The 25,996-nt window shown below is 57.7% G+C and carries 27 protein-coding genes; all 27 read left to right on the forward strand.

Features of this window, described 5'->3' with window-relative positions:
- The first annotated feature begins 78 nt into the window (after nt 1-78).
- Nucleotides 79-927: a flagellin domain-containing protein gene (locus CKW23_RS00405; protein ID WP_025260905.1), complete on the forward strand. Its 849-nt coding sequence runs from the start codon at nt 79-81 to the stop codon at nt 925-927.
- Nucleotides 928-998: 71 nt separating this feature from the next.
- Nucleotides 999-1,379 (forward strand): flagellar protein FlaG, encoded by a 381-nt coding sequence (locus CKW23_RS00410; RefSeq protein WP_177434612.1) that lies wholly within the window; start codon nt 999-1,001, stop codon nt 1,377-1,379.
- Between the two features lie 82 nt (nt 1,380-1,461).
- Complete coding sequence (fliD, locus tag CKW23_RS00415) at nt 1,462-2,913, forward strand: flagellar filament capping protein FliD (RefSeq protein WP_371856535.1); 1,452 nt, start codon at nt 1,462-1,464, stop codon at nt 2,911-2,913.
- A gap of 118 nt (nt 2,914-3,031) precedes the next feature.
- Nucleotides 3,032-3,418 (forward strand): flagellar export chaperone FliS, encoded by a 387-nt coding sequence (fliS, locus tag CKW23_RS00420; protein ID WP_025260902.1) that lies wholly within the window; start codon nt 3,032-3,034, stop codon nt 3,416-3,418.
- A gap of 27 nt (nt 3,419-3,445) precedes the next feature.
- Entirely contained in the window at nt 3,446-3,742 is a 297-nt protein-coding gene (gene fliT, locus CKW23_RS00425) for a flagellar protein FliT (RefSeq protein ID WP_025260901.1), read from the forward strand.
- Nucleotides 3,743-3,919: 177 nt separating this feature from the next.
- Nucleotides 3,920-5,395: a transcriptional regulator FleQ gene (gene fleQ, locus CKW23_RS00430; RefSeq protein WP_025260900.1), complete on the forward strand. Its 1,476-nt coding sequence runs from the start codon at nt 3,920-3,922 to the stop codon at nt 5,393-5,395.
- A 140-nt stretch (nt 5,396-5,535) separates the two neighbouring features.
- Nucleotides 5,536-6,732, forward strand: a complete 1,197-nt coding sequence (locus tag CKW23_RS00435) for a PAS domain-containing sensor histidine kinase (RefSeq protein WP_371856540.1) — start codon at nt 5,536-5,538, stop codon at nt 6,730-6,732.
- The gene (locus CKW23_RS00440; protein WP_025260898.1) at nt 6,732-8,138 is read left to right on the forward strand and encodes a sigma-54 dependent transcriptional regulator; all 1,407 of its coding nucleotides are present in this window, start codon (nt 6,732-6,734) and stop codon (nt 8,136-8,138) included. Before CKW23_RS00435 ends, CKW23_RS00440 begins: the two co-directional genes overlap by 1 nt.
- Nucleotides 8,139-8,378: 240 nt before the next feature.
- A complete protein-coding gene (gene fliE / locus CKW23_RS00445) occupies nt 8,379-8,708 on the forward strand; it encodes a flagellar hook-basal body complex protein FliE (RefSeq protein WP_025260897.1) in 330 nt (109 codons plus the stop codon).
- Between the two features lie 15 nt (nt 8,709-8,723).
- On the forward strand, nt 8,724-10,520 hold the full coding sequence (gene fliF, locus CKW23_RS00450; RefSeq protein WP_025260896.1) for a flagellar basal-body MS-ring/collar protein FliF: 1,797 nt from the start codon (nt 8,724-8,726) through the stop codon (nt 10,518-10,520).
- Entirely contained in the window at nt 10,513-11,529 is a 1,017-nt protein-coding gene (fliG, locus tag CKW23_RS00455; RefSeq protein ID WP_025260895.1) for a flagellar motor switch protein FliG, read from the forward strand. Before fliF ends, fliG begins: the two co-directional genes overlap by 8 nt.
- Before the next feature lie 15 nt (nt 11,530-11,544).
- Nucleotides 11,545-12,351: a flagellar assembly protein FliH gene (fliH, locus tag CKW23_RS00460; protein ID WP_025260894.1), complete on the forward strand. Its 807-nt coding sequence runs from the start codon at nt 11,545-11,547 to the stop codon at nt 12,349-12,351.
- Nucleotides 12,341-13,699, forward strand: a complete 1,359-nt coding sequence (gene fliI, locus CKW23_RS00465) for a flagellar protein export ATPase FliI (RefSeq protein ID WP_025260893.1) — start codon at nt 12,341-12,343, stop codon at nt 13,697-13,699. The genes fliH and fliI overlap by 11 nt, the downstream gene beginning before the upstream one ends.
- 6 nt (nt 13,700-13,705) lie before the next feature.
- Entirely contained in the window at nt 13,706-14,155 is a 450-nt protein-coding gene (fliJ, locus tag CKW23_RS00470; protein WP_025260892.1) for a flagellar export protein FliJ, read from the forward strand.
- A gap of 55 nt (nt 14,156-14,210) precedes the next feature.
- Nucleotides 14,211-14,516: an STAS domain-containing protein gene (locus tag CKW23_RS00475; protein WP_038399941.1), complete on the forward strand. Its 306-nt coding sequence runs from the start codon at nt 14,211-14,213 to the stop codon at nt 14,514-14,516.
- A gap of 5 nt (nt 14,517-14,521) precedes the next feature.
- Entirely contained in the window at nt 14,522-16,228 is a 1,707-nt protein-coding gene (locus tag CKW23_RS00480; RefSeq protein ID WP_025260890.1) for a fused response regulator/phosphatase, read from the forward strand.
- Between the two features lie 34 nt (nt 16,229-16,262).
- Nucleotides 16,263-16,625, forward strand: coding sequence for an Hpt domain-containing protein (locus CKW23_RS00485; protein WP_025260889.1), 363 nt, complete (start codon nt 16,263-16,265; stop codon nt 16,623-16,625).
- An 85-nt stretch (nt 16,626-16,710) separates the two neighbouring features.
- Nucleotides 16,711-18,054 carry a flagellar hook-length control protein FliK gene (locus CKW23_RS00490; RefSeq protein WP_095066864.1) on the forward strand — a complete coding sequence of 448 codons (1,344 nt, stop codon included), beginning with the start codon at nt 16,711-16,713 and terminating at the stop codon, nt 18,052-18,054.
- Between the two features lie 181 nt (nt 18,055-18,235).
- Nucleotides 18,236-18,736 (forward strand): flagellar basal body-associated protein FliL, encoded by a 501-nt coding sequence (gene fliL / locus CKW23_RS00495; RefSeq protein WP_025260887.1) that lies wholly within the window; start codon nt 18,236-18,238, stop codon nt 18,734-18,736.
- Between the two features lie 9 nt (nt 18,737-18,745).
- Entirely contained in the window at nt 18,746-19,714 is a 969-nt protein-coding gene (gene fliM / locus CKW23_RS00500; RefSeq protein WP_025260886.1) for a flagellar motor switch protein FliM, read from the forward strand.
- Between the two features lie 61 nt (nt 19,715-19,775).
- Nucleotides 19,776-20,237, forward strand: a complete 462-nt coding sequence (gene fliN / locus CKW23_RS00505) for a flagellar motor switch protein FliN (RefSeq protein ID WP_025260885.1) — start codon at nt 19,776-19,778, stop codon at nt 20,235-20,237.
- Nucleotides 20,238-20,684 (forward strand): flagellar biosynthetic protein FliO, encoded by a 447-nt coding sequence (gene fliO / locus CKW23_RS00510; RefSeq protein ID WP_025260884.1) that lies wholly within the window; start codon nt 20,238-20,240, stop codon nt 20,682-20,684.
- On the forward strand, nt 20,684-21,436 hold the full coding sequence (gene fliP / locus CKW23_RS00515; protein ID WP_025260883.1) for a flagellar type III secretion system pore protein FliP: 753 nt from the start codon (nt 20,684-20,686) through the stop codon (nt 21,434-21,436). The genes fliO and fliP overlap by 1 nt, the downstream gene beginning before the upstream one ends.
- A gap of 25 nt (nt 21,437-21,461) precedes the next feature.
- The gene (fliQ, locus tag CKW23_RS00520) at nt 21,462-21,731 is read left to right on the forward strand and encodes a flagellar biosynthesis protein FliQ (RefSeq protein WP_025260882.1); all 270 of its coding nucleotides are present in this window, start codon (nt 21,462-21,464) and stop codon (nt 21,729-21,731) included.
- Nucleotides 21,732-21,737: 6 nt separating this feature from the next.
- Nucleotides 21,738-22,523, forward strand: a complete 786-nt coding sequence (fliR, locus tag CKW23_RS00525) for a flagellar biosynthetic protein FliR (RefSeq protein ID WP_025260881.1) — start codon at nt 21,738-21,740, stop codon at nt 22,521-22,523.
- Nucleotide 22,524: 1 nt separating this feature from the next.
- A complete protein-coding gene (gene flhB, locus CKW23_RS00530) occupies nt 22,525-23,661 on the forward strand; it encodes a flagellar biosynthesis protein FlhB (protein ID WP_025260880.1) in 1,137 nt (378 codons plus the stop codon).
- 203 nt (nt 23,662-23,864) lie between these two features.
- The gene (gene flhA / locus CKW23_RS00535) at nt 23,865-25,994 is read left to right on the forward strand and encodes a flagellar biosynthesis protein FlhA (RefSeq protein WP_025260879.1); all 2,130 of its coding nucleotides are present in this window, start codon (nt 23,865-23,867) and stop codon (nt 25,992-25,994) included.
- The last annotated feature ends 2 nt before the right edge of the window (nt 25,995-25,996 follow it).

Below are 25,996 nucleotides of genomic sequence, written 5' to 3' on the forward strand. Positions count from 1 at the left end.
TTACGAAGGTTCTCTAGGCACACCCGGCGCTTGCAGGGGCCGGAAGCCACGTAGTACCCAACCAACGAGGAATTCATCATGGCTTTAACAGTAAACACCAACGTTGCATCGTTGAACGTTCAGAAGAACCTGGGTCGCGCCTCTGACGCACTGTCGACTTCGATGACTCGTCTGTCTTCCGGTCTGAAAATCAACAGCGCCAAAGACGACGCTGCCGGTCTGCAAATCTCCACTCGTATCAACTCGCAGATCAAAGGCCAGACCATGGCCATCAAGAACGCCTACGACGGTATGTCCCTGGCTCAGACCGCTGAAGGTGCTCTGCAAGAGTCCACCAACATTCTGCAGCGTATGCGTGAACTGGCTGTCCAGTCGCGAAACGACAGCAACAGCGCTACTGACCGTGACGCTCTGAACAAAGAATTCACCGCGATGAGTGAAGAGCTGACTCGTATCGCAAACAGCACCAACCTGAACGGCAAGAACCTGATCGACGGTACTGCCAGCACCATGACCTTCCAGGTTGGCTCCAACACTGGCGCTTCGAACCAGATCACTCTGACTCTGAGCTCCAGCTTCGACGCTGACACTCTGGGTGTTGGTTCGGCTATCAGCATCGCCGGTTCCGACAGCGCCGATGCAGAGACCAAATTCTCTGCTGCAATGGACGCTATCGACTCCGCTCTGTCGACCATCAACTCAACTCGTGCTGACCTCGGTGCTGCACAAAACCGTCTGACCAGCACCATCTCCAACCTGCAGAACATCAACGAAAACGCCAGTGCTGCACTGGGTCGTGTACAAGATACCGACTTCGCTGCTGAAACTGCACAGCTGACCAAGCAACAGACCCTGCAACAGGCTTCCACCTCTGTTCTGGCTCAGGCTAACCAGCTGCCTTCCGCTGTACTGAAACTGCTTCAGTAATATCGGGATGAGTTTGGCGGGGGAGTGCGTAACAGTGCTCTCTCGCTTTTTTACTTTCGGAGGTGATGGTCATGGATATGAGTGTAAAGCTGAACCTGTCTTATCCACCCGCTCAATCGGCAAGTCCTGCTGTGGCAGTGGATAAGCCTGTTGATACGCCTTCCGTCGAGCGAGTGGCTCCGACGTCTGAAAGTAAGAGTTCTGATTTGCACAAGGACGACTCACAGGAAGAGGAGAAGGTTAAGGCTGCCGCGGAAGACATTCAGAAGTTCTTTCAGTCGGTCAGACGTAACCTCGAATTTTCGATTGACGAAGATTCTGGAAAAGTCATTGTCAAAGTGATTGCAAGTGACTCCGGTGAGGTGGTCCGACAGATTCCCAATGCGGAAATCCTGAAACTGGCCGATAGCTTGAGCGACGCGCACAGCTTGTTGTTCCACGCCAAGGCCTGACTACTGGCACGAAACTTGTTGCAGATTTTCCGATTCCTTGAAAGGGTCAAAAGATCGGCGACATTCTTGAGGGGTAAGCATCATGGCTACAATTACAGCAAGTACAGGCATCAACTCTGGTCTGAATATCAAAGAGATCGTTGATGGTCTGGTTGGGGTCGAGAAGGCTGCCAAGCAAAACCAGATCACCCGGCAGACCAGTGTCAATAATGCGGCTTCTGGTGGCGTCGATCAGCTCACTGCTGCATTGAGTGCCTTTCAGACGGCGATGACCGCTCTCAAGAGCACCACAACACCTGCCTTTCAGGGTTTTGCCGCCACTTCAGCCAATGAGTCTGTGGTCAAGGCAACCGCGGGTAATACAGCGGTCAGTGGTACTTATTCTCTTAACGTGAGCCAGTTGGCGACCAGTTCCAAGGTTGCGACGGCTGCACTCAATTCGTCTCAAACCAGTGCTATTCCGAGTGGTACCCTGAAAATCACTCAAAATGGCACTATTCACGAAGTCAAGATTACTTCGACTTCTACGCTGCAGCAGGTGCGTGACACGATCAACTCCACGCTCCAGGGTAAAGGTATCTCGGCGAACATCATTACCGACAGCAATGGCTCGCGGTTGGTGTACAGCTCGACGACTACCGGCAAGGGCAGTGATATTTCGGTTGATGGCGGTACAGAGCTCAGCATGCTGAGTGTCGATGGCACCAAGTTGATGAGCACCACCAGCACCTCGACCGATGCCAATGGCAATCCTATTCCAGGCGCCGGCGCGATTTCGGACTTGGCTCTGGATGCCGAGTTCACCATCGATGGGCTGAAGATCACCAGTTCGACCAATACGGTCAGCAACGCTGTATCCGGTCTGACGTTCGAGCTGGTGGCCAAGAGTGTCGACGCTAACGCGAACACGGCCATCACGGTCGGGACCAACACCGAGGGTTTGAAAACCTCGTTGCAGACCTTTGTCGATTCCTACAACACCTTGGCCAAGCTTGTAACGACGCTGACCAAAGGCACTGTATCTGCTGATGGGAAAAGCTTCACGGCAGCTGCCATGACGGGGGATTCGACGCCTCGTGCCTTGCTCGCGGTTGTTCGTAACCAGATTGCTACGGCGACCTCCAGCAGCGGTCTGGGTTCTCTGGCTCAGTTGGGTATCACGACCCAGCAAAACGACGGTACGCTGTCGTTGAATACCACTGAATTTACCGCAGCCCTGAATGACAAGAAGTTTGGTGGTGAGATTCAGCAGTTGTTTACCGGTAGTGGTGGCTTGATCGAGCGTATGGAAAAAGCCCTCGAACCCTACACGAGGTCGGGAGGGGTTCTTGCTTCCAAGAAAAACATGCTGACTCAGGTTCAGACTCGACTCACTGCTGAGCAAGAGGCTCTTAATCGTCGTATTGATACGCTGACTGATACGCTGACCAAAAAGTACAACGCGATGGACCTGGCGGTAGGTAAGCTCAAGGCAACGGCCAGCAGTATCACCTCGATTTTCGAGGCGATGAATGCACAGAAAAACGCTTCGTAAATTAAAGATGATGCCAAGAACCCGACCCCGTGTCGGGTTTTTGCTTTTGGGCTAAAGTTTTTTGACCGTACGTCGATAGCTTGGGTATACGTAATCTGGATCTGCTACGAGGCCCCCCATGAACCCGATGTTAGCACTGCGTCAGTATCAGAAGATTGGCTCCCAGGCACAGACCTCTGAAGCCAGCCCTCACCGTCTGGTTCAGATGTTGATGGAGGGTGGCCTTGACCGCATCGCCCAGGCCAAAGGCGCCATGGCGCGCAAGGATATCCCCAACAAATGCGTTTTTATCGGCAAGGCCATCGGCATTGTGGGTGGGCTGCGTGAAGGGCTGGATCTGGAAAACGACCCGACGCTGGTTCGCCAGGACAGTCTTTATCACTACATGATGAAGCGTCTGGCTGAAGCCAATGCCAAGAACGATGAAAAGATGCTCGATGAAGTTGCCGGCCTGCTGATCACAGTCAAGGAAGGCTGGGATGCAATCGGCGCCGTACAACAATAAGTTCGCTGTCTTCTGGAGAAAAACACCATGAGTGCTGCGCTCAAGCGTATCGAAGAAACCCGTGAAGCGTTGGTCGGGGCTCTGGCCGAGCGTGACTGGGATGCAATCGTCAAACTTGATCTGGCATGCCGTGAGTGTGTTGAGGCTGTTGTCAGCGAAGCGCCTGCTGATGAGCCGGGGCTGCGCAGCAATCTGGAAGAGCTGCTGGGCGTATATCGACAATTGATTGACGTTGCTACAGATGAGCGTCAGGCAATCGCCGACGAAATGACACAAATCCGCAATGCCAAAAACGCCGCGAAGGTATACCATCTGTTTGGCTAGCTATTATTTGTCGGTTTGATTGTTCGACAATAGTTTCGCCATAAATTTGACTGTATATGTTTTTTTGACTTAACTAGTGATGTTCACTATTTTCTGGCGTCTCATCGGATATAACGGCTGAGATGCCAAGCTGCCCACGATCTCGGGCATTGAGTTGACTAGGGAAGTTGCTATTGCATGTGGCGTGAAATCAAGATTCTGCTAATCGATGACGATAGCCAGCGCCGCCGGGATCTGGCGGTTATCCTGAATTTTCTGGGCGAAGAAAATTTATCCTGTTCCAGCCAGGACTGGCAGCAGGTTGTCGGTTCATTGGCCTCTACGCGCGAAGTTCTCTGCGTACTCGTGGGAAGCGTGAGCGCTCCAGGTAGCCTGCAAGGACTCCTTAAGACAGTCGCTGCATGGGATGAGTTCCTTCCGGTCCTGTTGATGGGCGAAAATTCTGCCGTCGACCTTCCTGAAGACCTGCGTCGGCGCGTGCTTTCTACCCTTGAAATGCCTCCCAGCTACAGCAAATTGCTGGATGCCCTGCACCGTGCCCAGGTTTATCGTGAAATGTACGATCAGGCCCGCGAGCGTGGTCGGCATCGCGAACCCAATCTGTTCCGCAGTCTGGTAGGCACCAGTCGTGCCATTCAGCACGTGCGGCAAATGATGCAACAGGTTGCTGATACCGATGCAAGCGTACTGATTCTGGGTGAGTCGGGTACGGGCAAGGAGGTGGTCGCTCGCAACCTGCACTATCACTCCAAGCGTCGCGACGCGCCTTTTGTTCCGGTCAACTGCGGTGCGATTCCGGCCGAATTGCTCGAAAGCGAATTGTTCGGTCACGAGAAGGGTGCCTTTACCGGTGCTATCACCAGCCGTGCCGGCCGCTTCGAGCTGGCCAATGGCGGTACTCTGTTTCTGGATGAAATCGGTGACATGCCGTTGCCGATGCAGGTTAAGCTGCTGCGCGTTCTGCAGGAGCGTACCTTTGAGCGGGTTGGCAGCAACAAGACTCAAAGCATCGATGTGCGCATCATTGCCGCGACCCACAAGAATCTCGAGAACATGATCGAGATCGGCAGTTTCCGTGAAGACCTCTATTATCGTCTGAACGTTTTTCCGATCGAGATGGCTCCGTTGCGTGAGCGCGTCGAAGATATTCCGTTGCTGATGAACGAGCTTATCTCGCGCATGGAGCACGAAAAGCGCGGTTCGATCCGTTTCAATTCGGCTGCCATCATGTCGCTGTGCCGTCATGCCTGGCCGGGTAACGTCCGTGAGCTTGCCAACCTGGTGGAGCGCATGGCGATCATGCATCCCTATGGCGTGATCGGTGTGGCAGAGCTGCCGAAGAAATTCCGCTACGTCGATGATGAAGACGAGCAGATGGTCGACAGCCTGCGCAGCGATCTGGAAGAGCGCGTGGCTATCAATGCCCACACGCCGAACTTCGCTTCCGGTGCTGTACTTCCTCCGGAAGGTCTGGACCTCAAGGATTACCTGGGTGGTCTGGAACAGGGCTTGATTCAGCAGGCGCTGGATGACGCAAACGGTATCGTGGCGCGTGCTGCGGAGCGTCTGCGGATCCGTCGTACAACGCTTGTAGAAAAGATGCGCAAGTACGGCATGAGTCGCCGGGAAGGTGACGATCAGGCGGATGATTGACGCCTGTTCCTTGTGCGAAAAATCAAACCTCTGAATTTTCAGAGGTTTTTTTTCGGCACGAGGATTGCTAAGTCACTCTCAACATACCGTTTAATGACGGTTCGCCACGCGAGAGATGATTTATGTCCAAGGCCGCCCACATGTCCCCTGACTTGCCCAGCCAAGCTAAACCCTCCCTGGAACTGGAAAGTCGCCAGGGGCTTGAACAGGCCTTCTCGTTGTTTAACCAGATGTCGTCTCAGTTGGCTGATTCCTACGGCATGCTGGAGACTCGCGTCGCCGAGTTGAAAGGCGAGCTGGCAGAGGCGGGTGTCCAGCGCATGCAGGAGCTGGCAGAGAAGGAGCGTCTGGCCAATCGTCTGCAGAACCTTGTGGATCTGCTGCCCGGTGGCGTGATTGTCATCGATGGCATGGGCGTGGTGCGCGAGGCCAACCCGACCGCCATCGAGTTGTTGGGGCAACCATTGCTGGGCGTGTTGTGGCGCCATGTCATCAGTCGCTGCTTCGCTCCTCGCGAGGATGACGGGCATGAAGTGTCCCTGCGCGACGGACGCCGGCTGTCCATTGCCACTCGCTCGCTGGATGCGGAGCCTGGGCAACTGGTGCTGCTCAATGACCTGACCGAAACCCGTCGCCTCCAGGAGCAACTGGCTCGCCATGAGCGTTTGTCTTCCCTGGGGCGCATGGTCGCTTCTCTGGCGCACCAGATTCGTACGCCCTTGTCGGCTGCCATGATCTACGCCAGTCATCTGACCGAGCAGGAATTGCCGGTGGAAACCCAGCAGCGTTTTGCGGCGCGCCTCAAGGAGCGCCTGCATGAGCTTGAGCATCAAGTGCGCGACATGCTGGTCTTTGCCCGCGGCGAATTGCCGTTGACCGACCGACTGACGCCGGGGGATTTGTTCCGGGCCTTGCAGTCGGCAGCCCAGACTCATGTGCAGGATGTGGCGGTTCGCTGGCAGTGCGATTCGATCGATGGCGAGCTGCTGTGCAACCGCGACACGCTGGTGGGGGCGCTGCTCAATCTGGTGGAAAACGCGGTGCAGGCCAGTGTCGGAAAAACCCGTCTGAAAATTCATGCCTACAGTCGTGGCAATGCGCTGCGCCTGTGCTTCAGTGATAACGGCAGTGGTATGGACAAGGCGGCGCTGGCGCGTATCGGAGAGCCTTTTTTCACCACCAAGACCACCGGCACCGGCCTTGGTCTGGCGGTGGTCACGGCAGTGACCCGTGCTCATCAGGGTGGCGTGCAGTACCGCTCGACTGTCAATCGCGGGACGTGTGCAATCGTCACTTTGCCGTTGATTCCGGTTTCCGCTTTAGTGAGTAGCCACTGATGTCGATCAAGGTGCTGTTGGTCGAGGACGACCGTTCGTTGCGTGAGGCGCTGGGCGAGACTCTTGAGCTGGCCGGTTACGATTATCGTGCCGTCGGGTCGGCTGAGGATGCCTTGCTTGCGGTGGATCAGGAGTCCTTCAGCCTGGTCATCAGCGACGTAAACATGCCGGGCATGGATGGTCATCAGTTGCTGGCGCTGTTGCGCAGTCGCCATCCGCAATTGCCGGTTCTGCTGATGACGGCCCATGGTGCCGTCGAGCGAGCCGTGGATGCCATGCGTCAGGGCGCGGCGGATTATCTGGTCAAGCCTTTTGAGCCCAAGGCCTTGCTGGCGTTGGTGGCCCGGCATGCGCTGGGGCGTCTTGGGCCGGCTGAAAACGATGGGCCGATTGCTGTGGAGCCCGCCAGTATCCAGTTGCTGAACCTGGCCAGCCGGGTGGCGAAGAGCGATTCCACCGTACTTATTTCCGGTGAGTCTGGAACGGGCAAAGAAGTATTGGCGCGATTCATTCATCAAAACTCGCCACGTGCCGATAAGCCTTTTATAGCGATCAATTGCGCGGCCATTCCGGACAACATGCTGGAAGCGACACTGTTCGGTCATGAAAAGGGGTCGTTTACCGGTGCCATTGCGGCGCAGGCGGGCAAGTTCGAGCAGGCTGATGGCGGCACTATTCTGCTCGACGAAATTTCCGAAATGCCCATGGGCTTGCAGGCCAAGCTGCTGCGAGTGCTCCAGGAGCGTGAGGTTGAGCGGGTGGGAGCCCGTAAGCCTATCAACCTGGATATCCGGGTCCTGGCGACTACCAACCGTGATCTGGCGGGTGAAGTGGCGGCGGGGCGGTTTCGTGAGGATCTGTTTTATCGGCTATCGGTTTTTCCGTTGGCATGGCAAGCGTTGCGTCAAAGGACCGCCGATATTCTGCCGCTTGCCGAGCGTCTGTTGGCCAAGCACGTCAATAAAATGAAGCATGCGCCTGTGCGGTTGTCTGCCCAGGCGCAGGCGTGTCTGGTGGCGTATTCATGGCCGGGCAATGTGCGTGAACTGGACAATGCCGTGCAGCGGGCCTTGATATTGCAGCAGGGCGGCGTGATCGAGGCCGAAGACTTCTGCCTGGCGGGACCTGTTACCGGGGCCTCGCCCTCTGTGGCTTCGGTGCCGTTGGCGCCTGTGGTGGCGGTGGACAATGTGCCAGCCGCTGCTGCTGCCGAGTCGGCCGGTGCCTTGGGGGATGACCTGCGGCGTCGTGAGTTTCAAGTGATCATCGATACCCTGCGTACTGAACGTGGGCGTCGCAAGGAAGCTGCCGAGCGACTGGGCATCAGCCCCAGGACGCTGCGCTACAAACTGGCACAAATGCGTGATGCGGGCATGGATGTCGAGGGTTACCTGTTCGCGACCTGAGCTTTTCCGGCGGGTCGGGAAGGGGTGATCTGTTCTTATGGCTTTGTCGTATGAATGGTGTAATTCAATGGCATATTGATGTCATTGTGCGAGACAAGGGGTTAGCCCAGAAGGTCTGGGTCGCGGGTGAGAGCAGAGCTAAACGTGATGTCGTTATCTATTTGGCACTCTTGTTGCTATGTCTTCACTATCCGCTGAATCAGTGTCAAAAAATTGCGGGCCTTACGAGAGAAAATGTCCATGAGCCAAGGTGTTGAATTTAATCGCTTGATGTTGGATATGCGGGCCATGCAGATGGATGCCATGGCGGCGTCCAAACCAGTGACCGCTACGCCGGAAGTCGGCACCAGCAGCTTTGCCGATATGCTTGGCCAGGCCGTCAACAAGGTTTCCGAAACCCAACAGGCCGCAGGTCAGTTGGCGAACGCATTTGAAATCGGCAAGAGTGGTGTCGATTTGACTGACGTCATGATTTCCTCACAAAAAGCCAGCGTCTCGTTTCAGGCTTTGACCCAGGTTCGCAACAAGCTGGTTCAAGCCTATCAAGACATCATGCAGATGCCGGTTTAAGGGACGTACTGAGTCATGGCCGAAGCAACAGCCGAAACCGTTCCGGCAAGAGCGGGCTCTCCCGACAAGAAACCCTTGTTTGGTCTGTCTTTTCTGGAAAACCTTTCTGAAATGACCATGCTGCGTCAGATCGGCCTCATGGTCGGTCTGGCTGCCAGCGTGGCCATTGGCTTTGCCGTGGTGCTCTGGTCCCAGCAACCCGATTACCGGCCGCTTTACGGCAGCCTGGCGGGAATGGACAGCAAGCAGATCATGGAAACCCTGACTGCGGCGAACATCTCCTATACCGTCGAGCCCAACTCCGGCGCTTTGCTGGTGAAGGCCGATGACGTGCAGCGTGCGCGTATCCAGCTGGCTCAGGCCGGCGTGGTCCAGAACGACTCCAACATCGGTTTCGAAATTCTCGACAAGGACCAGGGCCTGGGTACCAGCCAGTTCATGGAGGCCACGCGCTACCGCCGTGGTCTGGAAGGCGAACTGGCACGTACCATCTCGTCCCTGAATAACGTCAAGGCTGCCCGCGTGCACCTGGCGATTCCGAAAAGCTCGGTGTTTGTCCGTGACGATCGCAAGCCAAGTGCTTCGGTTCTGGTCGAGTTGTATGCCGGTCGTACGCTTGAGCCAAGCCAGGTCGTGGCCATCGTCAATCTGGTCGCTACCAGCGTTCCCGAACTGAGCAAATCGCAGATCACGGTTGTGGATCAGAAGGGCCACCTGCTGTCCGATCAGGCCGAAAACTCCGAACTGACCATGGCTGGCAAGCAGTTCGACTACAGCCGCCGCATGGAAGGCATGCTGACCCAGCGTGTGCAGAACATCCTGCAACCTATCCTGGGCAGCGACCGCTACAAGGCCGAAGTCTCGGCAGTTGTGGATTTCAGTGCCGTCGAATCGACAGCCGAAAGCTTCAACCCTGACCAGCCTGCCTTGCGCAGTGAGCAGTCGGTCAACGAACAGCGCTCCAGCAGCTCCGGCCCGCAAGGTGTTCCGGGTGCCTTGAGCAACCAGCCGCCAGGTCCTGCGACTGCGCCTCAGACGACCGGTGCGGGTGCAGCAGGTGCCGCAGCCGCTATCGCTCCAGGCCAGCCACTGCTTGATGCCAACGGTCAGCAGATCATGGACCCGGCCACCGGCCAGCCCGCTCTGGCGCCGTATCCGGCTGACAAGCGTGTGCAGTCGACCAAGAACTTTGAACTGGATCGTTCCATCAGCCACACCAAGCAACAGCAGGGTCGCCTGACTCGTCTGTCGGTGGCGGTTGTGGTTGATGACATGGTCAAGACCAACCCGGCCAACGGCGAAGTGACCCGTGCGCCATGGAGCGCCACTGACCTGGCCCGCTTCACGCGTCTGGTTCAGGATGCGGTCGGCTTCGATGCCAGTCGTGGTGACAGTGTCAGCGTGATCAACGTACCGTTCTCCAGCGAGCGCGGTGAAGTGATTCCGGAAATTCCGTTCTACTCGCAGCCATGGTTCTGGGACATCCTCAAGCAGGCCGTGGGCGTGATCTTCATCCTGATTCTGGTGTTCGGTGTTCTGCGCCCTGTGCTGAACAACATCACCAGCGGCAAGGGCAAGGAACTGGGCGGGTTCGGCGACTCGGAGCTGGGTGGTTTCGGCGGCATGGGCGGCAGCGGTATGGATGGCGATCTGTCCAATGACCGGGTCAGCCTGGGTGGTCCGCAGAGTATCCTGCTGCCTAGCCCGACCGAGGGTTATGACGCACAGTTGAATGCAATCAAGAGTTTGGTGGCCGAAGATCCGGGTCGTGTGGCCCAGGTCGTGAAAGAGTGGATTAACACTGATGAATGATCGAGCCGTCGTAGCCAAACTGACCAAAGTGGAGAAAGCCGCCGTGCTGCTGCTTTCTCTCGGTGAGACCGATGCGGCTCAGGTGCTTCGGCACATGGGCCCCAAGGAAGTACAGAAAGTGGGCGTGGCCATGGCTCAGATGCGAAACGTGCATCGTGAGCAGGTCGAAGAGGTCATGAGCGAGTTTGTCGATATCGTCGGCGATCAGACCAGCCTTGGCGTCGGTTCCGATGGCTATATCCGCAAGATGCTGACCCAGGCTCTGGGCGAAGACAAGGCCAACGGCCTGATCGACCGTATCTTGCTGGGCGGCAACACCAGCGGCCTGGACAGCCTCAAGTGGATGGAGCCGCGTGCGGTCGCCGATGTGATCCGCTTCGAGCACCCGCAGATTCAGGCAATCGTGGTGGCTTATCTGGACGCCGATCAGGCGGGCGAGGTGCTTGGGCATTTCGACCACAAGGTGCGCCTGGACATCATCCTCAGGGTTTCATCGCTCAATACCGTACAGCCTGCAGCTCTCAAGGAGCTGAACCAGATTCTCGAGAAGCAGTTCTCCGGCAATGCCAACACCTCGCGTACTACCCTGGGTGGTATCAAGCGCGCTGCTGACATCATGAACTTCCTCGACAGCTCCATCGAAGGCACGCTCATGGACTCGATCCGCGAGGTCGACGAAGACCTGTCGGTGCAGATCGAAGACCTCATGTTTGTCTTCAACAACCTGTCCGACGTGGACGACCGCGGTATCCAGGCGCTGTTGCGAGAAGTGTCTTCGGACGTGCTGGTGCTGGCGCTCAAGGGGTCGGACGAGGCGATCAAGGAAAAAATCTTCAAGAACATGTCCAAGCGTGCTGCCGAACTGTTGCGCGACGACCTGGAAGCCAAGGGTCCGGTGCGTGTCAGCGACGTGGAAACCGCACAGAAAGAAATCCTCACTATCGCACGTCGTATGGCCGAGGCCGGCGAGATCGTGCTCGGTGGCAAAGGTGGCGAGGAAATGATCTAAGGATTGCGTTGACCCATGCCCAGCTCCAGTAAAGACCCGGTTAGTGATCTCATTCGCGCCAAGGATATCGTTGGCTTCGACATGTGGTCACTGCCAAGCTTTGATCCGCACAAAGAGCCAGAACCGGAACCCGAACCGGAGTTAGTGGAAGAAGCGCCGGCCGAAATGGAAGAAGTTCCATTGGAGGAGGTGCAGCCCCTGACCCTGGAGGAGCTGGAAACCATTCGTCAGGAAGCCTGGAACGAAGGTTTTGCTACGGGCGAAAAAGAAGGTTTCCACAGCACCCAGCTCAAGGTCCGGCAGGAAGCGGAAGTGGCTCTGACGGCCAAGCTCGCCAGTCTCGAACAGTTGATGCTCAATCTGCTGGAGCCGGTGGCCGAGCAGGACACGCAGATCGAAAAGGCGGTTATCCATCTGGTGGAGCACATTGCCCGCCAGGTCATCCAGCGCGAGCTGCAGACCGATTCTCAGCAGATCGCCCATGTCCTGCGCGATGCCCTGAAACTGCTGCCCATGGGTGCCCAGAACCTGCGCATCTTTATCAATCCCCAGGACTTCGGGCTGGTCAAGGCGCTGCGTGAGCGCCATGAAGAAAGCTGGAAGATTCTCGAGGACGACAGCCTGTTGCCGGGCGGCTGCCGGATCGAAACCGAGCACAGCCGTATCGATGCCAGTGTCGAGACGCGGATTTCCCTGGCCATTTCCAAAATGTACGATCAGTTGCATGAGCAGGTTACTCATCCTGGTGCTGCCGATCTGAATATCGAACTGACCGGCGTCTCTGCCAGTGCAGTCGATATAGAGAAAAACGATGCGCCTTGATCGCACCAGCTTCAGCAAGCGACTGGGGTCGTATGCCGACTCCATCACCTTGCCTGCCCAGCCGGTAGTGGAGGGGCGCCTGTTGCGCATGGTCGGCCTGACCCTTGAAGCCGAGGGCTTGCGTGCGGCCATGGGCAGCCGCTGTGTGGTGATCAACGATGACAGTCACCATCCGGTCGAAGTCGACGCTGAAGTGATGGGGTTTTCGGGCAACAAGGTTTTCCTGATGCCAGTGGGCAGCGTTGCAGGCATTGCGCCAGGGGCGCGGGTCGTGCCGCTTGCCGATACCGGGCGTCTGCCCATGGGCATGAGCATGCTCGGGCGAGTACTCGACGGAGCCGGTCGACCGCTGGACGGGCGTCCGCCCATCAAGGCAGAAGACTGGGTACCCATGGATGGCCCGGCCATCAACCCGCTCAAGCGCGACCCCATCAGCCAGCCGCTGGATGTGGGTATTCGTTGCATCAACGGTTTATTGACGGTCGGTCGCGGCCAGCGTCTCGGGCTGTTCGCCGGTACCGGCGTGGGCAAGAGTGTGCTGCTGGGCATGATGACGCGCTTTACCGAGGCGGACATCATCATCGTCGGCCTGATCGGTGAGCGGGGCCGTGAGGTGAAGGAGTTCATCGAGCACATCCTGGGTGAGGAAGGGCTCAAGCGTTCGGTGGTGGTCGCTTCGCCTGCTGACGATGCGCCGCTCATGCGACTGCGCGCCGCCATGTACTGCACGCGCATTGCCGAGTATTTCCGTGACCGGGGCAAGAATGTCCTGTTGCTGATGGACTCCCTGACCCGTTTTGCCCAGGCCCAGCGGGAAATTGCCCTGGCCATTGGTGAGCCGCCTGCAACCAAGGGTTATCCGCCTTCGGTATTTGCCCGTTTGCCCAAGCTGGTGGAGCGCGCCGGTAATGCCGAAGCCGGTGGTGGCTCCATCACGGCGTTCTATACCGTGCTGTCCGAAGGGGATGATCAGCAGGATCCGATTGCCGACTCCGCCCGAGGCGTGCTGGACGGCCACATCGTGCTGTCACGGCGTCTGGCCGAAGAAGGGCATTACCCGGCTATCGATATTGAAGCGTCCATCAGCCGGGTCATGCCGGCAGTTGTCAGCCCTGAACACATGGGGCGTGCGCAGTTCTTCAAACAGTTGTGGTCCCGTTATCAGCAGAGCCGCGATCTGATCAGCGTGGGTGCCTATGTGGCGGGTGGCGACCGGGAAACCGACACGGCCATTGCCTTGCAACCGGCATTGGCGCGCTATCTGCGTCAGGGTTTGCGCGATAACGAAAGCATGCAGGCCAGCAGTGAAGCGCTGGCTGCAGTGTTTGCCCCGGCTCCTGGCGGCTGATAGGTCATGGCCCAGAGTCGTGCGGCGCGCCTGGCGCCGGTGGTCGAAATGGCGGAGGCCGCCGAGCGTACGGCAGCCCAGCGTCTGGGGCACTTTCAGGGGCAGGTCAATCTGGCCTACAGCAAGCTTGAAGAGCTTGAGCGCTTTCGCTTGAGCTATCAGGAACAATGGATCAGTCAGGGTAGCCATGGTGTATCCGGGCAATGGCTGACCAACTATCAGCGCTTCCTCAATCAGTTGGAAACTGCCGTCGGCCAGCAGAACAAGAGTCTGGAGTGGCACAAGGTCAATCTCGAAAAGGCTCGTGGCGCCTGGCAGGAATGTTATGCGCGGGTCGAAGGTCTGCGCAAACTGGTGCAGCGTTATATCGACGAAGCGCGCCAGCTTGAAGACAAGCGCGAGCAGAAGCTGCTCGATGAATTGTCCCAGCGCCTGCCTCGTCGTGAGCAGGATTGATATGTCTATTCTCTCGTCTACGCTTGCGGTGTGATGACGTACTTCAGGAGTCCTTATGGCGAAGATCACCTCCGAGCTTTCCCAGGACGGTCAGCAACTGACCGTGTTTATCGAGGGGCGCTTCGATTTTTCCACTCACCAGGATTTTCGCGGAGCTTATGAAGACCACTCTGCAAATCTGAAGTACGTGGTGGATCTGGCCCGTACTCATTATCTGGACAGCTCGGCCCTGGGGATGCTTTTGCTGCTGCGCGATCATGCCGGTGGTGATGACGTGGTGGTTGAGCTGGTCAATTGCACGCCGGATGTCATCAAGATCCTCACCATTTCCAATTTCTCGAAACTGTTCCAGTTGAGCTGACGCCCTTGTCCTCGGCAGCCAAGGGGTTGTGCATACTGATCGCGGACGACAGTGCCAGCGACCGTTTGCTGTTGTCGACCATCATCGGGCGCCAGGGCCATCGAGTCCTGAGTGCTGCCAACGGCATCGAAGCGCTGACGATCTTCGAGGCAGAGCGGCCGCACCTGGTCCTCATGGATGCGCTGATGCCGGTCATGGACGGTTTCGAGGCCGCGCGTCGTATCAAGAGCCTGTCCGGCGAGTCGCTGGTGCCGATCATCTTTCTGACTTCTCTCACCGAAGGCGAAGCCCTGGCGCGCTGCCTGGATGCCGGTGGCGATGACTTCATTTCCAAGCCCTATAACCCGCTGGTCCTGGCAGCCAAGATCAATGCCATGAACCGGCTGAGGCTGTTGCAGGAAACCGTGTTGCACCAGCGCGACCTGATCGCCAGGCACCACGACTACCTGCTCAACGAACAGCGCGTCGCCAAGGCGGTATTCGATCAGGTGGCACATTCGGGGTGTCTGGGTGCGGACAATATCCGCTATCTGCAATCGCCTTACGCGCTGTTCAATGGCGACCTGATGCTCGCTGCCTACACGCCGGCCGGGAATATGCATGTATTGCTCGGTGATTTCACCGGCCATGGCCTGCCTGCGGCAGTGGGGGCGATGCCCTTGGCCGAAGTGTTTTACGGCATGACCGCCAAGGGCTACGGCGTGTCTGAAACGCTTCGGGAAATGAATGCCAAGCTCAAGCGCATCCTGCCGGTGGACATGTTCTGCTGTGCAGCGCTGCTCTCGGTCGATCTCAAGCAACAACAAGTCGAGATATGGAATGGCGGGTTGCCGGATGCTTATCTGTTGCGAGTAGCCGATGGCAGTCACTTGCCGATGGTGTCGCGGCATTTGCCGCTTGGGATACTGAGTGCCAGTTCTTTCGATGACCGGACGGAGGTTTATCCGCTGTCGACGGGGGATCGCATTTTTTTGCTGTCCGATGGCGTGCTGGATACCAGCAACAATCGCGAAGAGTTGTTTGGTGTGCAGCGCCTGCGAGAAGTCCTGACGGCAAACCGTCAGCCGTCCTTGTTGATTGAGGAGATTCTTCAGGCGCTGAACGATTTTGGCGGGCGTGCCCGTGATGACGTCAGCATGCTGGAAATCAGTGTCATCGATGAAGCGCAGGACACGCCGGCGGTATTGAATTATTCCGAGAGTGCGGCGTCGAGCCCTCTGGACTGGTCGGTCAGCTTCGAGTTTCGGGCTTCGACTCTGCGCCGATTCAACCCTTTGCCCTATCTGATGCAGTTATTGCTTGAGGTGCCAGCGCTTCAGGCGCAGAGTGCTGCGCTGCATAGCGTTCTCACCGAGCTGTACAGCAATGCGCTGGAGCATGGTGTGCTGGGGCTCGATTCTGCACTCAAGCAGGATGCCAGTGGATTTGCCCGCTATTATAAGGAGCGGACTGACCGGCTTGAGGCGTTGCAGTCGGGTTTTGTCCGCTTGCATCTGAAGGTGGAGCCTGTGGAGCAGGGTGGTCGGCTGACGATCCGTGTCGAAGACAGTGGCCAGGGCTTCGATGTGCAGCAGATGCTTGCCATGCCTTCCTCGCTTGAGGGGTTGCATGGCCGTGGTCTGAAGTTGATTCGTGAATTGAGCCAGCAGGCGCAATGGTCTAAGGATGGCCGGGTTGCTTGCGTGGAATTTTTCTGGAGAGCAGTGGCATAATCCGCCTCCGGAGTCTTGATCAAGGAGTGAGCAAGTGTCGATTCATCTGGATTACAGTGTTTTAAGTGTTCTGCAGGAAGTCATGGAAGACGAATACCCAACGTTGCTCGACGTTTTCCTCAAGGATTCCGAGCAGCGAGTGACGCAATTGCGCCGCGCTATCGATACCGAACTGCTGGACATGCAGGAGCTGAGCCTCACGGCCCATAGCTTCAAGGGCAGCAGCAGCAACATGGGTGCAGTGGTCCTCTCGGACTTGTGCCGCCAGCTTGAAGAGCGTGCTCGCCAGCAGCAGCGGGCAGGCCTTGAAGAGCTGATTGGCCTGATCGACAGCGAGTATCTGACCATCCGCCGGCTATTCGACGCCGAGCGCCAATTGTTCATCGGTCAGACCTGATTCCTCTCTCATTTTCTTTCTCCTGAAAGCTGGCCCGCATCTTGCTTTTGTTTATGGAACCAGCTGCTCATGTGCGGAGATTGAAATGCCCCTTGCCCCAAATGTGCTTCTTCAGGCCAATGCGACTGCGACGTCAAAGTCCAGCGCTGCCAACAATGCGATCAAGGCTGCAGACAGCGGCAAGGGCGACGGCTCCAGCTTTTCCAATGTCTATGCCAAGCAGGCCAGGGACAAGGTTGCTGATCGCAACGACACTGCGGTCAAGCCTGCGCGTGACAAGTCTGTGCCTGAAAAGGACAAGACCGAGGCCAGTACAAGCACTGCCGCCGATGACTCGACCGTTGCCGAAAGCGGCAATGGCTTGCCTGCCGACCCGGCCAGCGCCAGTACTGACGACAAGTCCGCTGCCGAGGGTGAAACAGTCGCCGAAGTCGTGACGCCACCGGTCACCGACCCTGCGCTTGATCCGGCATTGCAACTGGCAGCGGCCCAGACGCCTGCAGCGCTGGCGGCCTCGGCGGCTAAGACCGACAGCGATGCGGCCAAGGCCTTGCCGGTCCTGGCGGCACTGCCCACCGCAGCGCCTGTTGAGGACTCCTTTGATCCCGAGGCTGACCCGCTGGATGGCTTGCATGCCGTACAACTGGCGCTGGAAAACGCCAACGCCAAGGCGCATGCCTCGCAACAGGCGAATGCATCGGGTCGGGCAGCCAACAATGCCGATAATGATCAGAGTCAAAATGTCGCCAATAACCTGGCGGCCTTGAGCGAGCAGTTGCCCTCGGACGAAAGCAGCACCGAAAGCAGCGACAAGTCGTTCAGCAATCTGATCAGCGATGGCCTCAAAGACACCAAGAGCGTTACGGGCGATACCCGGGTCGATAACTTCGCCGAGCGTCTGGCTGCCCTGAGCCAGGCGGCACAACCCGCCAAGACAGCCGCCGCACCCACACCGCTGATCAACCAGCCACTGGCCATGAACCAGAGTGGCTGGAGCGAAGGGATTGTGGATCGTGTGATGTACCTGTCGAGCCAGAACCTGAAGTCGGCTGAAATCAAACTGGAACCTGCCGAGCTTGGCCGTCTGGACATTCGCGTCAATATGGCGCCGGACCAACAGACCCAGGTGACCTTCATGAGTGCCCACCTGGGTGTGCGTGAAGCGCTGGAAAACCAGATGTCGCGTCTGCGTGAGTCGTTTGTTCAGCAGGGGCTCGGTCAGGTTGATGTCAACGTGTCCGACCAGTCTCAGCAACAGGCCCAGCAGCAGGCGCAGGAACAGGCCAGCCGGGCACAGCGCGCTGGTCGTGGCGGTGGCTCGGGTTCTGGTGATGGCGTGGATGACACTGCTGTCGCCGATGCCGCTGCTCCGGTCAGCCAGCCAGCGGCCCGGGTGATCGGCACCAGCGAGATCGATTTCTACGCCTGATTGATCTTTTCGCGAATGAATTCGCTCCTACACCCGTAGGAGCGAATTCATTCGCGATAAACCTCCGCATATGTAACGAATTCATTCACGCTCCCGCCTTCCTCTCCGCAACTCTGGCATAACACTTGCTCTGCCTCTCTCACGCATTAGCGAACCCCTTGAATAGTGACGGATTATTGGCATGGCGAAGAGCGAAGAAGTTAAAGACCCCGCTTCCAAAGGTAAACTCAAGCTCATCATCGTCGCAGTCGTGGCTTTATTGCTCGCTGTAGGCCTTTCGGTAGGTGCGACCTGGTTCATCATGCACAAGTCTGCGAGTGCGCCTGATCCGGCTGCAGTGGCAGCGGCGGCCAACGTCAAGCCAGTGGCAGTCTTTGAGCCCCTGACGCCTGCGTTCGTGGTGAACTTCAACTCCAATGGTCGTCAGCGCTACATGCAGGTCAGCATCACCATGCTGGCGCGCAACGCTGCGGACATGGAGGCCTTGAAGGTGCATATGCCGGTGATTCGCAACAATCTGGTGATGCTGTTCGCGGCTATTCCTTTCGAGTCGCTGGCCACGCCAATCGGCCAGGAAATGCTGCGTCAGAAAGCGACCGCCAGCATTCAGGAAGTGGCGCAGAAAGAACTCGGCAAGACTGTGATCGAACAGTTGCTCTTCACTAACTTCGTATTGCAGTAGGACTCTGACATGGCCGTTCAAGACCTGCTGTCCCAGGACGAGATCGATGCGCTGCTGCACGGCGTTGACGATGGGATGGTCCAGACCGAAAGTAACAGTGAGCCTGGCAGCATCAAGAGTTACGACCTGACCAGCCAGGACCGGATCGTGCGGGGTCGGATGCCGACCCTGGAAATGATCAACGAACGTTTTGCCCGCTATACCCGCATCAGCATGTTCAACCTGCTGCGTCGCTCTGCGGACGTAGCGGTGGGTGGTGTCCAGGTCATGAAGTTTGGCGAATACGTACACTCGCTGTACGTACCGACCAGCCTCAACCTGGCCAAGATCAAGCCATTGCGCGGTACGGCCCTGTTCATCCTTGATGCCAAGCTGGTGTTCAAGCTGGTGGACAACTTCTTTGGCGGGGACGGTCGTCACGCCAAGATCGAAGGGCGTGAATTCACGCCGACCGAGCTGCGCGTCGTGCGCATCGTTCTGGATCAGGCGTTCATCGACCTCAAGGAAGCCTGGCAGGCGATCATGGAAGTGAACTTCGAGTACATCAACTCGGAAGTGAACCCGGCCATGGCCAACATCGTAGGTCCGAGCGAGGCGGTGGTGATTTCCACGTTCCACATCGAACTCGATGGCGGTGGTGGTGACCTGCACGTGACCATGCCGTACTCGATGATCGAGCCGATCCGCGAAATGCTCGACGCCGGTTTCCAGTCGGATCTCGACGATCAGGACGAGCGCTGGATCAAGGCACTCAAGGAAGACGTTCTCGACGTCAACGTTCCGCTGAGCACAACCATTGTCCAGCGTCAGTTGCCGCTGCGCGACATCCTGCACATGCAGCCTGGCGATGTGATTCCGGTGGAGTTGCCCGAGACGCTGGTCATGCGTGCCAACGGCGTACCTTCTTTCAAGGTCAAGCTCGGCTCGCACAAGGGCAATCTCGCCCTGCAAGTAATCGAACCCATAGAGCGGCGTTGATCTTTAAGGTCGATGCCGAAAATTGTTGCGTAACTGAATCAATGCCCGCAGAGGACAACCGATGGCTGATGAAAACGAAATGACGTCTGCTGAAGATCAGGCGTTGGCCGATGAGTGGGCTGCGGCCCTGGGTGAAGCTGGTGAGGGTGGTCAGGCCGATATCGACGCATTGCTGGCGGCCGATGAAGGTAATTCTTCGTCGCGCATGGCGATGGAAGAGTTTGGCAGTGTTCCCAAGAACAATGCACCTGTGACGCTGGACGGTCCCAACCTGGATGTGATTCTGGACATTCCGGTGTCGATCTCCATGGAAGTGGGCAGCACCGATATCAACATCCGTAACCTGCTGCAGCTCAACCAGGGTTCGGTGATCGAGCTGGACCGTCTGGCTGGCGAGCCGCTGGACGTGTTGGTCAACGGCACGCTGATCGCTCATGGCGAAGTGGTCGTGGTCAACGAGAAGTTCGGCATCCGTCTGACGGATGTCATCAGTCCGAGCGAACGCATCAAGAAGTTGCGCTAAGTGAGGCGCTTGCTGGGTGTGCTGCTGACGCTGCCTTCGCTGGCGTGGGCAACGGAACCTGTGGCGCAGGCTGCTGCAGCTGCTCCGCAGGTGGCCAACACGGCTTCAGGCGGGATGGGCGGGCAAGTGCTGCAGTTGCTGCTCGGCCTGCTGGTGGTGGTCGGCCTGATTTTCGTGCTGGCCTGGGTCATGCGCCGGGTACAGAGTGTCGGGCCGAACGGTGGCCAGGTCATCGAGCTGCTGGGTTCGCGGGCGCTCGGGACACGTGATCGCCTGTTGCTGGTTCAGGTGGGTAACGAGCAGATTCTGCTGGGTGTCACGCCGGGTCACATCACGCCGCTGCATGTGCTCAAGGAGCCGGTGCAGGTTCCCGTGCGCGAGCAGGCAACCCCTGAGTTCGCCCAGCGCCTTCTGGAGTTGATGGGCAAGGATAAGGACAAGAAGTGATGGGTGCCTTGCGTTTCCTGATATTGCTGCTGTTGGTCGTGGCAGCACCTGTCGCGTTCGCTGCCGATCCGTTGTCGATACCGGCGATCACGCTGTCCAACAACCCGGCGGGTCAGCAGGAATATTCGGTCAGCCTGCAGATCCTGCTGATCATGACGGCGCTGAGTTTCATTCCGGCGTTCGTCATGCTGATGACCAGCTTTACGCGAATCATCATCGTTTTCTCGATCCTGCGTCAGGCCCTTGGCTTGCAGCAGACGCCATCGAACCAGATTCTGACCGGCATGGCGCTGTTTCTGACCATGTTCATCATGGCGCCGGTGTTCGATCGGGTGAATCAGGATGCCTTGCAGCCTTATCTGGCGGAAAAACTCAGCGCACAGGATGCGGTGGCCAAGGCTCAGGTGCCGATCAAGGACTTCATGCTGGCCCAGACCCGCACCAGCGACCTGGACCTGTTCATGCGCCTGTCCAAACGTACCGATATTCAGACGCCTGACGCTGCACCCTTGACCATTCTGGTTCCGGCCTTCGTGATCTCCGAACTCAAGACGGCATTCCAGATCGGTTTCATGATCTTCATCCCGTTCCTGATCATCGACCTGGTGGTCGCCAGTGTGCTGATGGCCATGGGTATGATGATGCTGTCACCGCTGATCATTTCCTTGCCGTTCAAGATCATGTTGTTCGTGCTGGTGGATGGCTGGGCGTTGATTGTCGGAACCCTGGCGGGAAGTTTTGGTGGTGTATGAGTCGTTTTGACGAGGAGTCTGCCCGATGACGCCGGAAGTAGCGGTCGACCTGTTTCGTGAAGCGTTGTGGCTGACCACCGTGCTGGTGGCGATTCTCGTGGTGCCGAGCCTGATCTGCGGCCTGCTGGTCGCCATGTTTCAGGCGGCTACCCAGATCAACGAACAGACCCTGAGTTTTCTTCCGCGTCTGATCGTGATGCTCCTGACCCTGATTGTCGTGGGTCCCTGGCTGCTGAAAATATTCATGGAATACATCCTGTCGCTGTACGGCAGTATTCCGACCTTGATCGGCTAACGGCTCATGCAGCCTTTGCTTGCGCTGACCGATACCCAGATCAGTACCTGGGTCGCCAGCTTCATGTTGCCATTGTTCCGGATCGTCGCTGTCCTGATGACCATGCCGATCATTGGTACGACGCTGGTGCCGCGTCGCGTGCGCCTGTATTTTGCCGTGGCGGTCACAGTGGTGGTTGCTCCTGTGCTGCCCGCCATGCCGCCTGTCGAAGCCCTTGATCTCAGTGCGCTGCTGTTGATCGGTGAGCAAATCCTCATCGGTGCGGGCATGGGGCTTTCGCTGCAGTTGTTCTTCCATATCTTCGTGGTGGCGGGTCAGATCATTGCCACCCAGATGGGTATGGGCTTTGCCTCGATGGTCGACCCCACCAACGGCGTGTCGTCGGCGGTTATCGGTCAGTTTTTCACCATGCTGGTCACGCTGCTGTTTCTGGCAATGAATGGCCATCTGGTGGTGCTGGAAATTCTGGTCGAGAGCTTCACCACCATGCCGGTAGGCAGTGGCCTGCAAGTCAGTAATTTCTGGGAGCTGGCTACGGGGCTTGGTTGGGTGATGAGTTCAGGGATGAGGCTGGTGCTGCCGGCCATTACCGCGCTGCTGATCATCAACATCGCTTTTGGCGTCATGACGCGTGCGGCGCCGCAGCTCAATATCTTCTCCATCGGTTTTCCCCTGACCCTGGTGCTTGGCATGGTCATCCTGTGGATGAGCATGGCCGACATTCTCAATCAGTACCAACCCATGGCCGTTCAGGCCTTGCAGTCCCTGCGTGATCTGGTGAGGGCCCGCTGACATGGCTGAGAACGAGAATGGCCAGGACAAGACAGAGGAACCCACGGAGAAAAAGGTCCGGGACTCCCGGGCCGAAGGGCAGATTGCCCGCTCCAAGGAACTGACGACCCTCGTTGTGATGCTGATGGGGGCGGGCGGCCTGCTGATGTTCGGCGGGGGGATTGCGCGCATGATGATTGATTTGATGCGCAATAACTTCACGATCAGTCGTGAAACCCTGATGGACACCACCTACATGGGCAAGCTGCTGCTCAGTTCTGGCGAGCATGCGCTGATTGTGGTGTTGCCGTTTCTGATTGCCATGCTGGTGGCTGCGCTGGTGGGGCCGATCATGCTGGGTGGGTGGCTGTTCGCGACCAAATCCCTGGCCCCCAAATTCAACCGCATGAACCCGGCCTCGGGGCTCAAACGCATGTTTTCTCCCCATGCGCTGGTGGAACTGCTCAAGTCGCTCGCCAAGTTCCTGATCATTCTGGCGGTGGCGCTGGTGGTCTTGAGCAAGGAGCGCAACGACCTGGTTTCCATTGCTCATGAGCCGCTGGAGCAGGCCATGATCCACAGCTTGCAGGTGGTCGGCTGGAGCAGCTTCTGGATGGCGTGCGGGTTGTTCTTCATTGCCGCGCTCGATGTGCCTTTCCAGATGTATGAAGCCCACAAGAAGCTGCTGATGACCAAGCAGGAAGTGCGTGACGAGCACAAGAACAGCGAAGGCAGCCCCGAGGTCAAGCAGCGGATTCGTCAGTTGCAGCGCGAGATGTCCCATCGCCGGATGATGGCGGCCATTCCGGAGGCCGATGTCATCATCACCAACCCGACGCACTTTGCCGTGGCGCTCAAGTACGATCCCGAGAAGGGCGGGGCGCCGATGCTGCTGGCCAAGGGGGCTGATCTTGTCGCCCTAAAGATTCGCGAGATTGGCGCCCACAACCAGATCCTGATCCTGGAATCGGCCGCCCTGGCCCGTTCCATCTACTACAGCACCGAGCTTGAGCAGGAGATCCCGGCCGGGCTTTACCTGGCTGTGGCCCAGGTGCTGGCCTACGTCTATCAGATCCGCCAGTACCACTCTGGCCGAGGCAAACGCCCGGATCCATTGGGTGTGCTGCCCATCCCGCCAGACTTGCAACGCGATTCCTGATCGCTAATGAATTCGCTTACGAGCTGTATAGGGGCGAATTCATTCGTGAAAACCCCCGTATCCACCAAGCAAAGCCACAAGTTGCTATCAGCTTGTGGCTTTGTGCTGGCTACTCGCTGCTAAAGTTGGACAGCTTTTTGCAATAAGTCGATTCAGGTCGCCTTGGGCGTCAAAGTTTTGATTTAGTGCGCAGGTAAAGAACAGTGGATCGCTCTCAGATTATCAGTAGCGCACGTAGCAATCTTGCCGGTTTTGGTCGTGGCCAGCTGGGTGTCCCGCTGTTGTTGTTGATCATGATGGCAATGATGATGTTGCCTATCCCGCCTTTCCTGCTGGACGTGTTCTTCACCTTCAACATCGCACTGTCCATCGTCGTGCTGCTGGTCTGCGTCTATGCCTTGCGGCCGCTGGACTTCTCGGTTTTCCCCACCATCCTGCTGGTGGCCACGCTGTTGCGCCTGGCGCTGAACGTGGCGTCCACCCGTGTGGTCATGCTTCACGGTCAGGATGGTCACGCGGCTGCGGGCAAGGTGATCCAGGCCTTTGGTGAAGTGGTAATCGGCGGTAACTACGTGGTTGGTATCGTGGTGTTCGCGATCCTGATGATCATCAACTTCGTGGTAATCACCAAGGGTGCCGGGCGTATCTCCGAAGTAAGCGCACGATTCACCCTCGATGCGATGCCGGGCAAGCAGATGGCGATCGACGCCGACCTCAACGCCGGCCTGATCGATCAGCCAGAAGCAAAACGCCGTCGTGCCGAAGTGGCTCAGGAAGCCGAGTTCTACGGTTCCATGGACGGTGCCAGTAAATTTGTGCGCGGTGATGCGATTGCGGGCCTGCTGATTCTGTTCATCAACCTGATCGGCGGCATGCTGGTCGGTATTCTGCAGCACAACATGACCTTCGCTGATGCGGGTCGTGTGTACACGCTCCTGACCATCGGTGACGGTTTGGTGGCGCAATTGCCATCACTGCTGTTGTCCACTGCGGCAGCGATCATGGTGACCCGTGCTTCCGGTTCGGAAGAAATGGGCAAGATGATCAACCGCCAGATGTTCACCTCGCACAAGGCCCTGGCCGTATCGGCTGCGATCATGATCGTTATGGGTCTGGTCCCGGGCATGCCGCACTTCTCCTTCATCAGCCTGGGGCTGGTGGCGGGCGGTGCAGCCTACTGGCTGTGGAAGAAGCAGAACATGGCAAAGGTCGAGGCACTGGCCGAAGTTCAGCGTCAACAGGAACTGCTGCCATCGCCGACCCGCGTTCAGGACTCCAAAGAGCTGGGCTGGGATGACGTGACGCCGATCGACATCATCGGTCTGGAAGTGGGCTATCGCCTGATTCCGCTGGTGGATCGCAATCAGGGGGGGCAATTGCTGGCGCGTATCAAGGGTGTGCGCAAGAAGCTGTCCCAGGAGCTGGGCTTCCTGATGCCGACCGTACATATCCGCGACAACCTGGATCTGGCGCCCAGCGCCTATCGCTTGACGCTCATGGGCGTGATTCTGGCCGAAGCCGAAATCTACCCGGATCGCGAACTGGCGATCAACCCTGGGCAGGTGTTTGGCACGCTCAACGGCATTACTGCCAGAGATCCGGCATTCGGTCTTGAGGCGGTGTGGATCGAAATCAGCCAGCGCAGCCAGGCTCAGTCATTGGGTTACACGGTGGTGGATGCCAGTACTGTAGTGGCAACTCACTTGAACCAGATCCTCTACAAGCACTCCCATGAGCTCATCGGGCATGAGGAAGTGCAGCAATTGATGCAATTGCTGGCCAAAAGCTCACCCAAACTCGCTGAAGAGCTGGTGCCAGGCGTTCTTTCGCTGTCGGCGTTGCTCAATGTGCTGCAAGCCCTGCTGGCTGAACACGTGCCTGTTCGCGATATCCGCAGCATTGCCGAAGCCATCGCTAACAACGCTGGCAAGAGTCAAGATACCGCCGCTTTGGTGGCTGCCGTACGGGTCGGTCTGAGCCGTGCAATCGTGCAAAGCATTGTGGGGATTGAGCCGGAGCTGCCTGTCATCACGCTGGAACCAAGGTTGGAACAAATATTGCTCAATAGTTTGCAGAAGGCTGGTCAGGGTCAGGAAGAAGGCGTTCTTCTTGAGCCGAGCATGGCTGAGAAGCTCCAGCGTTCTTTGATTGAGGCTGCCCAGCGTCAGGAGATGCAAGGGGCGCCGATAATTCTGTTGGTAGCGGGCCCCATCCGGGCCATGCTGTCACGATTTGGACGATTGGCTGTACCGAACATGCATGTTCTGGCGTATCAGGAAATTCCTGACAATAAGCAAGTCACCATCGTAGCGACTGTCGGGCCTAACGGCTGAGG

The sequence above is a fragment of the Pseudomonas sp. Irchel 3A18 genome (assembly GCF_900187465.1).
Classification (GTDB): Bacteria; Pseudomonadota; Gammaproteobacteria; order Pseudomonadales; family Pseudomonadaceae; genus Aquipseudomonas; species Aquipseudomonas cichorii.